This is a genomic window from Rhizobium binae (assembly GCF_017357225.1).
GTDB classification, from domain to species: domain Bacteria; phylum Pseudomonadota; class Alphaproteobacteria; order Rhizobiales; family Rhizobiaceae; genus Rhizobium; species Rhizobium binae.
Genome location: NZ_CP071606.1, coordinates 1 through 12940 on the forward strand (window position 1 = coordinate 1; position 12940 = coordinate 12940).

6 protein-coding genes and 9 pseudogenes are annotated in these 12940 nt (G+C 60.0%); 10 read left to right on the forward strand and 5 right to left on the reverse strand.

Features of this window, described 5'->3' with window-relative positions; all coding sequences use genetic code 11:
• The 3 genes from repA to repC all read left to right on the forward strand — a co-directional run bounded on the left by repA (position 1) and on the right by repC (position 3708).
• Positions 1-1218, forward strand: a complete 1218-nt coding sequence (gene repA / locus J2J99_RS24415; protein ID WP_168297479.1) for a plasmid partitioning protein RepA — start codon at positions 1-3, stop codon at positions 1216-1218.
• Positions 1215-2204, forward strand: a complete 990-nt coding sequence (gene repB, locus J2J99_RS24420) for a plasmid partitioning protein RepB (protein WP_168297478.1) — start codon at positions 1215-1217, stop codon at positions 2202-2204. The genes repA and repB overlap by 4 nt, the downstream gene beginning before the upstream one ends.
• A 199-nt stretch (positions 2205-2403) precedes the next feature.
• A complete protein-coding gene (gene repC, locus J2J99_RS24425; protein ID WP_168297477.1) occupies positions 2404-3708 on the forward strand; it encodes a plasmid replication protein RepC in 1305 nt (434 codons plus the stop codon).
• 42 nt (positions 3709-3750) lie between these two features.
• Here the strand turns inward: repC and J2J99_RS24430 are convergent.
• Both J2J99_RS24430 and J2J99_RS24435 read right to left on the reverse strand, forming a co-directional pair.
• Positions 3751-4073: pseudogene (locus J2J99_RS24430) on the reverse strand (type II toxin-antitoxin system RelE/ParE family toxin).
• Positions 4073-4355 (reverse strand): annotated as a pseudogene (locus J2J99_RS24435) (type II toxin-antitoxin system Phd/YefM family antitoxin). The pseudogenes J2J99_RS24430 and J2J99_RS24435 overlap by 1 nt, the downstream one beginning before the upstream one ends.
• A 77-nt stretch (positions 4356-4432) precedes the next feature.
• On the opposite strand from J2J99_RS24435, the pseudogene J2J99_RS34610 reads away from it, so the two are divergent.
• The 4 pseudogenes from J2J99_RS34610 to J2J99_RS24450 all read left to right on the forward strand — a co-directional run.
• Positions 4433-4757 (forward strand): annotated as a pseudogene (locus J2J99_RS34610) (thioredoxin domain-containing protein); the annotation flags it as partial.
• Positions 4758-4855: 98 nt separating this feature from the next.
• A pseudogene (gene msuE / locus J2J99_RS24445) lies at positions 4856-5415 on the forward strand (FMN reductase).
• Between the two features lie 27 nt (positions 5416-5442).
• Positions 5443-5672, forward strand: a pseudogene (locus tag J2J99_RS34615) (ABC transporter ATP-binding protein); the annotation flags it as partial.
• 422 nt (positions 5673-6094) lie between these two features.
• Positions 6095-6261, forward strand: a pseudogene (locus J2J99_RS24450) (aldehyde dehydrogenase family protein); the annotation flags it as partial.
• A 1-nt stretch (position 6262) separates the two neighbouring features.
• Here J2J99_RS24450 and J2J99_RS24455 read toward each other — a convergent pair.
• From J2J99_RS24455 to J2J99_RS24465, 3 genes and pseudogenes are all read right to left on the reverse strand, one after another.
• Positions 6263-6502: a FitA-like ribbon-helix-helix domain-containing protein gene (locus J2J99_RS24455; protein WP_246735375.1), complete on the reverse strand. Its 240-nt coding sequence runs from the start codon at positions 6500-6502 to the stop codon at positions 6263-6265.
• Positions 6503-6650: 148 nt separating this feature from the next.
• Positions 6651-6755, reverse strand: a pseudogene (locus J2J99_RS24460) (sugar ABC transporter ATP-binding protein); the annotation flags it as partial.
• 54 nt (positions 6756-6809) lie between these two features.
• Positions 6810-8707, reverse strand: a pseudogene (locus tag J2J99_RS24465) (Tn3 family transposase); the annotation flags it as partial.
• 142 nt (positions 8708-8849) lie between these two features.
• Between J2J99_RS24465 and J2J99_RS24470 the strand changes: the two are divergent.
• The 3 genes and pseudogenes from J2J99_RS24470 to J2J99_RS24480 all read left to right on the forward strand — a co-directional run bounded on the left by J2J99_RS24470 (position 8850) and on the right by J2J99_RS24480 (position 12937).
• Positions 8850-9442: pseudogene (locus J2J99_RS24470) on the forward strand (recombinase family protein).
• 334 nt (positions 9443-9776) lie between these two features.
• Positions 9777-10436, forward strand: a complete 660-nt coding sequence (locus J2J99_RS24475) for a hypothetical protein (protein WP_168297475.1) — start codon at positions 9777-9779, stop codon at positions 10434-10436.
• Between the two features lie 47 nt (positions 10437-10483).
• On the forward strand, positions 10484-12937 hold the full coding sequence (locus tag J2J99_RS24480; RefSeq protein WP_246735374.1) for an arylsulfatase: 2454 nt from the start codon (positions 10484-10486) through the stop codon (positions 12935-12937).
• Positions 12938-12940: the final 3 nt, after the last annotated feature.

Genomic DNA, 12940 nt, shown 5'->3' on the forward strand with positions numbered 1-12940 from the left:
ATGCCGACCAAGGCCGCGATTGTTGAGAAAGCCAAGAGAGCGAGTCAAGTCTCGATCGACGAGACGATTGCCCAGGACTCGACGATGCTCAGCAGCCAGTTGCAGGTGCTGTTTGAGCGGTTGTTTTCGCCCAATGCCCGTAAATCGCTGCGGCGGTTCAGCAGCACCGAGACCGCCAAGTTGCTCGGCGTCACCGACAGTTATGTTCGCCACCTCGCCGCGCAGGTGGAAACGATCAATCCCGAAAAGACGGCGGCTGGCCGCCGGGTGTTCTCGCTCGAAGAAATTCATGCGATGCGCCAGTATCTCGGACGCACCAAACCTTCCTATCTGCCGATGCGCCGGCCGGGCGACCATCTCCAGGTGATCGCCGTTACCAATTTCAAGGGCGGCTCCGGCAAGACGACGACATCCATCCATCTGGCGCAGTTCCTGGCGCTTCGCGGCTACCGCGTCCTTGCCGTCGACCTTGACCCGCAGGCATCGATGTCGGCGATGCTTGGATATCAGCCGGAATTCGATGTCGGCGAGAACGAGACGCTTTACGGCGCCATCAAATATGACGAGACACGCCGCGACGTCGCCGACATCGTCCGCCAGACCTATTTCCCCGGTCTCGATCTCATCCCCGGCAATCTCGAACTGCACGAGTTCGAACACGACACACCAAAGGCGCTGGCCGATAGCAATCGCGACGACAAGGACATGTTCTTCATGCGGGTCGGCAAAGCGCTGCATTCGCTGGAGCAGAGCTACGACGTCGTCATCATCGATTGCCCCCCTACCCTCGGTTTTCTGACGCTGTCTGCTCTTTGTGCCGCTACGGCGGTGCTCATTACCGTCCATCCGCAGATGCTCGATGTGGCGTCGATGAACCAGTTCCTGACGATGACCTCCGACCTTCTGGCGGTGGTCAAGCAGGCGGGCGGCAATCTCGAATATGACTGGATGCGCTACCTGGTCACCCGCTACGAGGCGAATGACGGTCCACAGGCCCAGATCGTCGCCTTCTTGCGCAGCCTGTTTGGCGAGCGCGTGCTGACCTCAATGATGGTCAAGTCGACGGCGGTTTCGGACGCGGGCCTCTCCAAGCAGACGATCTACGAGGCAGGACGCGAGACCATGCATCGCCAGACCTATGACCGCGGCGTCGAGTCCGTCGACAGCGTCAATGCCGAGGTTGAGCAACTCATTCGCAGTGCATGGAGCAGGACATGAGCCCAAAAGGTCGCGATATCCTGAAGAGCATGGTCGGCGCCGTGGAGCCGGGACGACCGGAGGCGCCAGCGGTGCCACCGCCGCATCGGCCCTCGGGCGCGGTCAAGGCGATGAACCTGTCGCTTGGACGATTGGGTGAGGAAGCGGCGGCCGCCAAGGCTTTGCGGGAATCGCTGGCCTCCGGCGACAAGGTGCTGGAGATCGATCCCGGTTCCGTCGAAATGTCCTTTATCCGCGACCGCATCCCGGTCGGCAAGGACCCCGAGTTCGAGCGGTTGAAGCAGTCGATCCAGGAAAGCGGACAGCAGGTTCCGATCCTGGTGCGGCCGGACCCGGTGAAGGCCGGGCATTACCAGGCCGCCTACGGCCACAGGCGGCTGCGTGCGGCGGCGGAGATCGGGGTGCCCGTCAAGGCCGTGGTACGCAAGCTGACGGATGAGGAGTTGATCCTCGCACAGGGTCAGGAAAACGGTCCACGCGTCGATTTGAGTTTCATCGAACGGGCGCTATTTGCGCGGCGCATGGACGAACACGGCTTCAGCCGCGATATGATTGCTCAGGCGCTGGCGACGGACAAGCCCGAAACATCAAGGCTGCTGCAGGTGGCGCAGACGATCGATCCTGAGATCATTCTTGCCATCGGACCGGCGCCCAAGGTCGGGCGTCCGCGCTGGTTGGCCTTTGCTGAGAAATTCAGGGAAGCGGGCGGGCAGAAAAAGGCGCAAGCCGCAATCGGTGCTGCAGATTTCCACACGTTGGAGAGCAATAGCCGCTTCGATGTCATATGGAAGGCGCTGGAGGAGAAGAGCGCCCCGCAGCGGGCCGAGCAGACGCTTCGGACCCCTGGCGGGGGAACGCTCGCTTCCGTGACCCGTTCGGGAAAAACCTTTCGCATCACCGCCAAATCGGCGGCGTTCTCTGAATTCCTGGCCCGGCGGTTGATAGGCCTCGCCGCTGAGTTCGAAGAGGAAAATGAGGGAAAATGAGGCAGTTAGACCGATTGTCAGCTGACAATTCGGATAGGAGATAACGCGCAAAAGAAAAAAGCCCCCGAACGTCACCGTCGCGGAAGCTTTCCTCGTAGTCTTGAACACCTCCGAGAATCGCACTTCCGAGAATCGCTGTCAAGAGTCTTTGGCGCCGTTTTGGCGAGCGGATTTCTTTTGCCTCGTCGAGGTGGAAGAGATGGAAACCGGAAGTATAACGACGCCCTTCGGGCGGCGGCCGATGACGCTTGGCATGCTCGCAAGCCAGGTGATGGCAGGTGAAATCAAACCCGATCAATCGGTCGACAAATGGAAGCTGTTTCGCGCGCTGTGCGAAGCAAAGCCGCTGCTTGGCATCAGCGATCGCGCACTTGCGGTGCTCAATGCACTCTTGAGCTTTTATCCCAAGAACGAGCTGGCGCAGGAAAACGGGTTGATCGTATTCCCGTCGAACATTCAGCTTTCACTCAGAACGCACGGCATGGCTGAGCAGACCGTGCGGCGCCATCTTGCAGCGCTCGTCGAGGCGGGGCTTCTGCTGCGCAAGGATAGTCCCAACGGCAAGCGTTATGTCCGCAGAGACAGGGCAGGGGAGGTCAACGAGGCCTTCGGCTTCTCGCTGGCGCCGCTGCTTGCCCGTGCCGAAGAGATCGAACAACTGGCTGCCGAGGTGATGGCCGAGCGGCTGCATGTCCAGCGTCTGCGCGAACGGATCACGCTTTGCCGCCGCGATATCGCCAAGCTGATTGAAGCGGCCGTCGAAGAGAAGGTTGAAGGGGATTGGCAGGGCCTTCACCGGGAGTTCCGGGAACTGATCGAAGGCCTGCCACGCTCACCGACGACGGCACAACTCGAACAATTGCTGGACGAATTGACGGCGCTCCGGGCGGATATCCTTAACCGGCTGGAAATTCGAGTTAAATCGACGAAACAGCGCGGCAATGCCGATTATATCGAGCGCCACATACAGAGTTCAAACCCTGAATCCAATTCTGAACTTGAACCAGGCTTCGAAACGAAGCAGGGGGCGATGGCTGAGCAAGACAACCGGCTGACCGCCATGCCGCGAGAGCGGGGCAGGGGGGAGGCAGCCGGTTCGGGCCGGCAGGATGAAACGCGAGGCCGGCGACCGGGCAGCCACGATGAGGGTGGCGGACTGAAAACCTTCCCGCTGGGCCTGGTTCTGCAGGCCTGCCCGGAAATCCTTGCCTATGGGCCGCATGGTGAAATCCGCAACTGGCGTGACTTGATGACCGCGGCCGTGATGGTGCGATCGATGCTCGGCGTCAGTCCGTCAGCCTACGAGGAAGCTGCAAACGCTATGGGACCGGAAAATGCCGCAACGGTGATGGCATGTATCCTGGAACGCGGCGGCCATATCAATTCGGCCGGTGGTTACCTCCGCGACCTGACGCGACGCAGCGAAAAGGGGGAATTTGCGATCGGCCCGATGCTGATGGCGCTGTTGCGGGCAAATGCGCCGACCGGCCGAAAAACCGGATAAGGTGCGAGGGTTGGAGACCGCTACAGCTTGATTTGGCGAGTGTCAGCGGATCAGCCTTCGCTCCAGGAAAGCCTGCATGTCGCGGCGCCCGTCTACGACACAGTAGACGACGACATCGGTGCCGATCATGCGATAGATCATCCGCTTGGGTTTATGGTGCCGTTCCCGATATTCGGTGAGGCCGATCGCGGTGAGCTCTTTCGGAATATTTCCTCGCGCAGGAAATTTTTCGAGATCGGCGCAGGCGCTCTCGATTTGGCTCAGAATGCGCTCAGCGGTCTCGGTGCCGTCGCGGCCGGCGAGAAACGATAGAGATCCTCGATGTCGCGTTCCGCTTCCTCTGCGAAAAGAACACGATAGGGCATCAGGACTTGTTGTCTGACAGACGCTTGCGGATGCGCGCGAATGTGTCGGCAGCAGGGCGCAGCTTGCCTTCCTCGACTGCCGGTTGGCGAGCGCCAGAACCTTCAGGAGCGCCAGGGTCTCCTGAGTTTCCTCGTATTGGCCAACGTACGTCCTGCAGAATGGCTTTCGCCTCGCCGTGAAGGATAATGACGACTGGCTGCGGATTGTTTCAATGTCCGGATGATCTCGGGCGCATGCGCCTTGAGATGGCTGATCGGCTTGACCTGTTCTGACAGCTTCATGCGGTTGCTCCCTTTCGACCGGGATGTAGATCATTAAATGGTCGATTAAAGGAAGCCCTTTGAAGGTCGGCGGTCCGGACCGCCCGCAGGCTCGTCGCGCTATTGGACGCGCGACCTCAAACGCTGGAGGAGCGTGCGTGGCAAGAAATGCGGCTCGAGGATCGAGCCGGAATTCAGCGATCCGACGCCGGCATCTCTTTTCGAGATCGCTGCCTATTCGACGGGCAGGATTGGATTGGCGTTAGCAGGGCCCTGCAGCACGCTTTCTGAAGCGAGACGAGGGGTATCGGCAAGGCCGATGTTCGCGAGGCGATCGTGACAGCAGCCGGTTTCGATGGCGCAGCACTTGTCAGGCGCCAAGCCGACGACGACGTCCAGAACAAATGGTCGGCAGACCGTGTGCGAATGTTTTTTCAATGGAGCGGCGAAGGAGAGACGCACATTCCTTTAATCCAGTAATTTTATAGACAATATTTGACCAACCACAGAGAGGAAAAGCCATGTCAGGTTTCAAACTCGTCGGCATTGCCGGCAGCTTCAACCGTCCATCGAAGACACTGGCGCTCGTCCGGCATGTCGCCGAGCGCGCCAGTGTCAGATACGGCTTTTCGAGCAAACCTATGATCTGCACGATGTCGGTCCGTCGCTGGGCGACGCCCTGTGGCGCAAGGACCTCGATGATCAGGCCAGGCGTGTCGTCGACGAGATCGTAAGGGCCGATGTGCTGATTGTCGGTTCCCCGACTTACAAGGGCTCCTACCCTGGCCTTTTCAAGCACCTCCTCGATCTGATCGATCCACAGGAGCTTCGCGCGAAGCCGATCATCATTACGGCGACCGGCGGCGGCGACCGGCATGCCTTGATGGTCGAGCATCAGCTGAGGCCGCTGTTCGGTTTCTTCATGGCCCACACGCTACCGACGGCCGTCTATGCGTCAGACCGTGATTTTGCGGACTACGCGGTTTCATCCGATGCGCTTTCGAACCGTATCTGTGAGGTGGTCGGCGAATTGTCGGCCTTCTTTCCAGAGGCAAGACCGGCAGTAGCGGCGGCCGAATAAGGGCGTCACGAACTCCGTTCCCAGGAGGCGCGATGGATGATACGGGCCCGCAGGGATCAAGCGAGCAAATCTGGAGCGTCTTTGAATTGCAGGAGCCGTGGGGGGGCAGGCCTTGCCGCAAATAGTATCCACTCTCCGCGGAGACGGCAACGGGCGAGGCGCGGAGGCCGTTCGGTCATGAGGCTATTGCCGGACACAATCCTGGACATATAGTGCATCTCAATTTCGAGCCGGGCGCCGCTCACCCAGTCTGTTGAAAGGTGTCCCATGAGACTGAATGATCCCTCCCTGCTAGGCATGCCCCATTGCGATCGGTGGATCGAAGCAAAAGGTCGCGTGTCGGCCATGGTCCGAAATCCGGCGACAGGTGAGGTGCTGGGCGCGGTCCCTGGTTTCGGTGCGGCGGAAACCGAAGATGCCATCGCCGTAGGCGACGAAGACAGCCGGAGAGCGACGGTGCGGCGGAAACCGAAGATGCCATCGCCGTAGGCGACGAAGACAGCCGGAGAGCGCGGCGCCGTTCTCAAGGCTTGGCATCGCTGATGATCGAAAGCGGTGACGATTTGGCGATGATCCTGAGGCTGGAGCGGCTGGAGCAGGGAAACCCTTGGCTAAAGCCAGGGGGCAATTATCTATGGTGCGTCGTGCCTCTTCGGCAAACCAATCGATGAAGTTTACACCAGCGCGCGATCTGTCGCGGGTCTTCCGCGTGGCCGAAGCGCTCGAATATGGATGGTGGGGGTCAATACCGGTCTCGTCTCCACCGAGGCGTCGTTCGGCGGCGTCAGAATGTCGGGTCTCGGCCGCGAAGGGTCCAAGCACGGATTGGACGAATATACCGAACTCATCACGCGGCAAAATCCGGCGGCTCACGAATTGGCTCGTGGCGTGGGATGTCGAGTTCGATGCCGCCGACCGAGAGCAGGCGCGTGCGGATGGCATCGGCGAGATTGCGAGCAATTGGCTCGTTGGTTGCTAGCGCCGTGCGCAGAAAATCCCGCGCTTCATCCTCCATGGAGCGGCCATGTGCTACCGCCCGCAAGCGCAAGCGCTGCTTCAACCAATCGTCCAGGTTGCGGATCGTCATGCTTGCCGTCTCTGGCTCCATTCATCAACGATTGCATGTTAATCATTGGTTGCAGATATTCAAAGTATGAGTGGTGGGTGAGGCGGGGCGTCCGAATCGCCGCGCGAACCAGCAATCGCGTGTCGATAGGCTGGCGCTCTTCGTCTTCTCAGAACCTGTGTTCCGCGCCTTCAATTGGACTTGCCCAGACCGTCATCCCGGGCGCAAACGGTGTCTCGCCTTCAGTTCGCACGACCATTTCGCCGAGATCGGGGTCGGAACAAGATCTGTTCAAAATCCTGCGCTAAGGTCGAACGAACGGTGAACGTCACGCCGCTCGGAGGATTCGGCCGGGAAGCCGGGGCCTGAAGCCTTCGGGCAACAGTTCCTCGGTGTCCCAGGAATAGGTGCCGGTGAGATTTATGTGCTCCCAACTGAGCGGTGAGACGTGCCTCAGCAGTTGGTCGGGAATATGCCGACCCCGCTGGCGCAAGTGTGCCGCCGCGCGGCTGAGATAGACGGTGTTCCAATGAACGATGGCGCTGACCACGAGGTTAAGCCCGGAAGCAGGGAACGCCTGACTGTCAAAGGAGCGATCCCGTATTTCGCCGCGCTCATGGAAGAAGACAGCGCGTTTGAGTTTGTGGGCGGCTTCGCCCTTGTTGAGCCCGGCCTGGCAGCGCCGGCGCAAAGCCGGGTTGGAATACCATTCGATTATGAACAAGGTACGCTCGATGCGGCCGAGCTCGCGTAAGGCCTTGGCGAGATCGCTGGACTTCGACGATGAGCACCACTTCAGGATCGTCGATGGTGCAACGGTTCGTGTCGTGATTGATACGCCAAGCCGCAAGAACTCGTCCCAATGCTCCAGGATGAGATCGGTATTGATCGGCACACCAATGTGTTTAGCCAGCTCCGGGTAGGCATCTCCTTTCTAAAATGTATGGAATTTCCGGTCCTTGAGATTACGCATGCGACGCGAGAAGCGCCTGTTGACGATGGGGAAAAGCCCGAAGGGCTGATCGCTGACACCGCCTGTATCGGTGAACAGTTCCTCGATGTCGAGAATCGTGTCGTGGTCGAATAGGCCATCAAGCACATAAACGGCCTCGCTCTCGGTCGGGCTGATCGGCGGGATGCTGTAATAACCGTATTGGTCAGAAAGCCCGCTGTAAAATTTCGACCCCGGTTCGCTGCCATAATGCAGGTTGATGTCACTTCGCCTGGCGGCCCTGTCGCTGGCGCGGAAGAATTGCCCATCAGACGAAGCGGTCGTTCCGTCGCCCCAAATTTGCGAATGCGGATGCCGCGTGTGGGCATCGGTGACGCACGCCTGCGCGGCCCGATAGGTTTCCGAGCGGGCGTGGAAGCTGCGCATCCAGCCGATCTGGTGGGCGCTGATACCCTTGGAGGCTCCCGCCATACGCTTCGGGCCGAGATTGGTGCCATCCGCCAAAACGCCGGCCAGCATAGCGGCGATGTTTTGTGGCGCATCTCCCGTCCGGACATGGGTAAACTGGTCGGCAATCCGGTCCATTCATGCACTTCCCTGAGTAGGTCCGGCACCTCGACCAGCGGATACATTTCCGTGATTTCGGCGTTGAGGGCTTCAGCCGCGGCGGGAACGTCGCTTGCATGCGGCGTCACGATCAGTGTGCCGTCTTCCATTCTGACGCCATCCAGCTTCCCGAAGCGGGCTCGCCAAGCCAACCGTTTGAGATTGACGTCCATCATCTGACGAACTTCCGCAAGCCAAGCCGCACAGTCGATCGTGACACCGAACCCGAGTTCATTTTCCTCTCTCAGGGCGACAAAGGCCTGTTTCGGCATGAGATGTTCGTCTATCGGCCGGAATGACCGGCTACCCTCGACCCAGACGTCTCGCGAATTCAGTCGGTCCCGCAAATGCGTAAGCGTCGCGATTTCGTAAAGCCGCCGATCCGGTTTTCCATTCTCGAAGATCACCTTTTTCTCGATCGCTCCCAGATGGTCGACCGGCACGCGATTCGGCAAGATGCGACGCCCTTCCACATAAAGCATTTTCAGAGTCGCAATCGCCGCGAGCAGCGGATCGTGTCGGCGACGCGAGTGGAACGTAAACGCCTGAAGGAAGGCTCCTGCGAACTTGCGGATATTCCCATGTTGCGCAGTGGCCAGCACCAAAGACGAAGCGTCGCTGCTTTCCACCATCGCCTCGAGACCAGGCTTGATCTGCAGCAGCCTCCTTACAAATATGCGCTGGTGGCCAAATCTCTGTCCGGAAACGGTCGATTTCGTACAGGCCCAAAACGCCCCGTCCACAAATTATCTTGGCTGAGTTTCGTACATGGCTGACATTTCGGACGGCCTATTCGGACGAAATGGACCCATGCCACGCACTTTTGCCTATGTCCGCGTCTCCTCCACAGGACAGACCACCGAAAACCAGATTCAGGAAATTGAAGCCCCCGGCTTCCCTGTCGAGCCACGCCGGATCGTCACCGAGACCGTTTCCGGCAGCACCGCCATTGAGCAGCGCCGTGGCTTTTCCCGGCTCAAGGACAAACTGGAGTCAGGCGACATTCTAATCGTAACCAAGCTAGACCGCCTTGGCCGCGATGCGATCGACGTCAGCACCACAGTCAGGCGGCTTACCGAAATGGGCATGAGGGTCTATTGCCTCGCGCTCGGCGGCGCCGATCTCACCATCTCGGCCGGCACGATGACAATGAACGTGCTCAACGCCGTCGCCCAGTTCGAGCGCGATTTGCTGATCGAGCGAACGCAATCAGGTCTCAAACGCGCCAAGTCGGAAGGAAAGACCCTCGGCCGCCCCTCGACGCTCAGCGACAACAGAAGCAGAATGTGCGCGACGATCTCGCAACGGGGATGAGCATTTCAGCGATCGCCAGGAAATTCGTAACAAGCCGCCAGACCATCATGCGGGTTCGCGACGAGAGTTCGCGATCCGGTCGACCTTAGGGTTACGATTTTGAACTGTTCTTGTTGCGACTCCCTTTAGATAAGCTTGTAGACGGTGACGTCATGACTGTCGGTCACTAGCTGCTACTTATTTATACTTGATTGCGCCAGATCAAAGCCAGGAACTAATATACGCGTTAGGGAAAGAGCGTGTGGCCAGTTTTTGGGGAACGGCATGCTCAAATCTCATGTGCATCAAACGATTGTGTCGGTGGACGGGCCAACTTTGCCCGCGAGGCCGGTATTCGCGCACGACACTTGACCAGATTTTCAGGAGCGGACGACTGTCGCACGATAGTCGCGCCAGTCCCGGCTTGCATCAAGGGAGGACAAGATGGTTATCGGAGGTGTATCGGGATTTGCGCTGGCGATTGCTGTCGCTGGGCTTCTCGGCGTGACAGGATCGGCCGTTGCCGAGAATGCAATTAAGGCACCCGCCCAAAAGTCGATCGGCACCGCCAAGCAGGAGATCGTTCCGTCCCTGATCGTGATGAATGCCGACGGCGCAAGCCTGAAGGGGACGACCCTAACGCTCAACGGCATTTCGCCCAACTCGATCATGTTCGCCGATCGCCCGGTGCGCTCGGCCGGCCACGGATTGACCGCACATCTCTTGGAGGAGTGGGCACCGGGCGGCAGCTTTGAAAAGGACCCGCCGAACGCAACGGTTTCGGTCTTCGACAAGGAGGCGTCAACGGCTGAAGATGCGGTAGTCGTCCTCAAGGATCCGAAGCTTTCGGGCGATACGCTCACGTTCACCGTCGACGTTCTGGAGAGCAATCTTGAGAAAGCCGATGGCCCGGCTTCCATCTTCATCGATATCATCGGGCTGCCGCGCACCCCCGCATCCTTCGCGGGTGCGGCCCGCCGCACCGCCTATCGCGGCGCCTGGTACGCGGGCGCGGCTGCGGGTGCCGCTTACGGGGCTGCCCCATACTACCGCCCACCATACCCGCCGGCCTGCGGCTACTATCCCTATCCACCCTGCTACTAGCGTAGAGCGGCTGACTTCGCGCCTTTTGCATCACACGGGAGGGTAAAATGGACCTGTGTAGAACTACTCGGAAAGTGACCCTGTGGAGCACTGCCTTTGTCGCGACGCTCCTGTCCTGCGTGCTGCCGGCCCCGGCGCTAGAGGTCACGGACACGCCCGGCTCTCCAGACGCTACGACGACGATCGACGGCAAGCAATTGCCAGCGCCCGATCCTGCGTTCGGCGGGGTGATCAAGGACAAGGCTTCGGAATCGACGCCCTGGTGGGCGCCGCGCGTCGTGCCCCCAAAGGGCGCCCCCAACGTTCTGTTGATTATGACGGATGACCAAGGTTTCGGCGCGCCGAGTACCTTTGGCGGTGTCATACCCACTCCTTCCATGGATCGAATCGCGAACAGCGGGCTGCGCTACACGAACTTCCATTCCACCGCATTATGCTCACCCACGCGCGCAGCGCTCATCACCGGACGTAACCATCACTCGGTCGGCTACGGGGTCGTCGGCGAAATAGCGACGGGGTATCCGGGCTACGATTCGATCATTCCCATCGAAAAGAGCACGATCGGCACGATCCTCAAGGAAAACGGCTATGCCACCTCGTGGTTCGGCAAGGACCACAACACTCCGTCCTATCAGTCGAGCCAGGCGGGACCGTTCAACCAGTGGCCGAACGGCATGGGCTTCGATTACTTCTACGGCTTCGTCGGCGGCGATGCCAGCCAGTGGCAGCCGAACCTGTTCCGCAACACCACGGCCATCTATCCCTTCGAGGGCAATCCCGGCTGGAACATGGAGACGGCTATGGCCGATGAAGCCATCGGCTACATCAAACAGCTCAAGGAGATCGCCCCCGGAAAGCCCTGGCTCGTCTATTATGTGCCCGGCGCCACCCATGCGCCCCATCACCCGACCCCGGACTGGATCAAGAAGATCAGCGACATGCACCTCTTCGACGACGGCTGGAACAAGATGCGGGAGACGATCTTCGCCAACCAGAAGCGGCTGGGCATCATGCCGCAGGACGCCAAGCTGACGCCCTGGCCGGACGGCCTGCCGCAATGGGATTCGCTGAGCTTCGAGGAGAAGAAGCTCTTCATCAAACAGGCGGACATTTATGGCGCCTATCTTGCCTATGCCGACAACGAGATCGGCCGCATCATTCAGGCGGTCGACGACCTCGGCGAACTCGACAACACCCTGATCATCTACATCGGCGGCGACAACGGGGCGAGCGCCGAAGGCATGCTCAACGGCACGCCGAACGAGTTCACGACCTTCAATGGCATCCCGGTGCCGGTCAAGGACCAGTTTCTCTGGTATCCCTTCTGGGGATCGGAACGGACCTTCCCACACTACGCGGCCGGCTGGGCCTGGGCGATGGATACGCCGTTCAAATGGGTCAAGCAGGTGCCCTCGCATTTCGGCGGTACCGCGCAGGGCATGGTCATGGCGTGGCCCGGCCACATCACGGATCATGGCGGCGTCCGCGGCCAGTTCCACCACGTCATCGACATCGTGCCGACCATCCTCGAAGCGGCCGGCATTCCGGCGCCTGATATGATCAACGGCATCAAGCAGGCCCCGATCGAGGGCGTCAGCATGGTCTACACCTGGGACAAGGCCAGCGCGAACGCGCCCACCCGTCACGACACGCAATATTTCGAGATGCTCGGCAACCGCGCCGTCTATCACGACGGCTGGGTGGCGGCGACGACGCCGGCGACGCTGCCATGGGAGCTCAGCACCAAGACGCCTCCGGATGTCATCACCGGCTACAACTGGGAACTCTACAACGTCAGTGACGATCCCACCCAGTTCAATGATCTGGCCGCAAAGATGCCGGACAAGCTCAAGGACATGCAGGACCTCTTCTATGCGGAAGCGAAGAAGTACAACGTGCTGCCGCTCGACAACTCGACGCTTACCCGCTGGAACACCCCGCGCCCAAACCTGACGGGCGGGCGGACCGAGTTCGCCTATTCTGGGGAGTTGAGCGGGGTGCCGGCCAGCGCCGCCCCTGATATCCTGAACAAGTCCTATACCATCACCGCCGAGGTCGACATCCCCGAGGGCGGCGCAGAAGGCATGATCGTCACCGAGGGCGGGCGCTTCGGCGGCTACGGCCTGTTCCTGAGCAAAGGTGATTTTGGCGTCGGACGCGGCAAGGTGGTGTACCTCTACAACTTTCTCGACCTCAAGCGCACGATGTGGGAAGGGCCCGAACTCGAAGCGGGCAAGCATACGATCGTCTTCGACTACCAGACGGACAGCACCAAACTGGGTACGGGTGGTAAGGGCGTCCTCTCCGTCGATGGAAAGGAAGTGGCCACGAACACCCTGGAGCACGGCATTCCGGTGACCTTCCCCGAGGACGAAACCTTCGATGTCGGCCAGGACACGCGCACAGGCGTGGCGCTGCTCGAATACCGCTACGACACGCCATTCAAGTTCACCGGCAAGATCGACAGGCTGACCTTCAAGTTGGAGCCCGCGCAACAGTGAGAG

Bases quoted from the DNA above. Each gene is read 5' to 3' on its own strand.
- repB (WP_168297478.1), top strand. From the start codon at position 1,215: ATGAGCCCAAAAGGTCGCGATATCCTGAAGAGCATGGTCGGCGCCGTG.
- repC (WP_168297477.1), top strand. From the start codon at position 2,404: ATGGAAACCGGAAGTATAACGACGCCCTTCGGGCGGCGGCCGATGACG.
- J2J99_RS24480 (WP_246735374.1), top strand. From the start codon at position 10,484: ATGGACCTGTGTAGAACTACTCGGAAAGTGACCCTGTGGAGCACTGCC.
- repA (WP_168297479.1), top strand. From the start codon at position 1: ATGCCGACCAAGGCCGCGATTGTTGAGAAAGCCAAGAGAGCGAGTCAA.
- J2J99_RS24455 (WP_246735375.1), bottom strand. From the start codon at position 6,502: ATGACGATCCGCAACCTGGACGATTGGTTGAAGCAGCGCTTGCGCTTG.
- J2J99_RS24475 (WP_168297475.1), top strand. From the start codon at position 9,777: ATGGTTATCGGAGGTGTATCGGGATTTGCGCTGGCGATTGCTGTCGCT.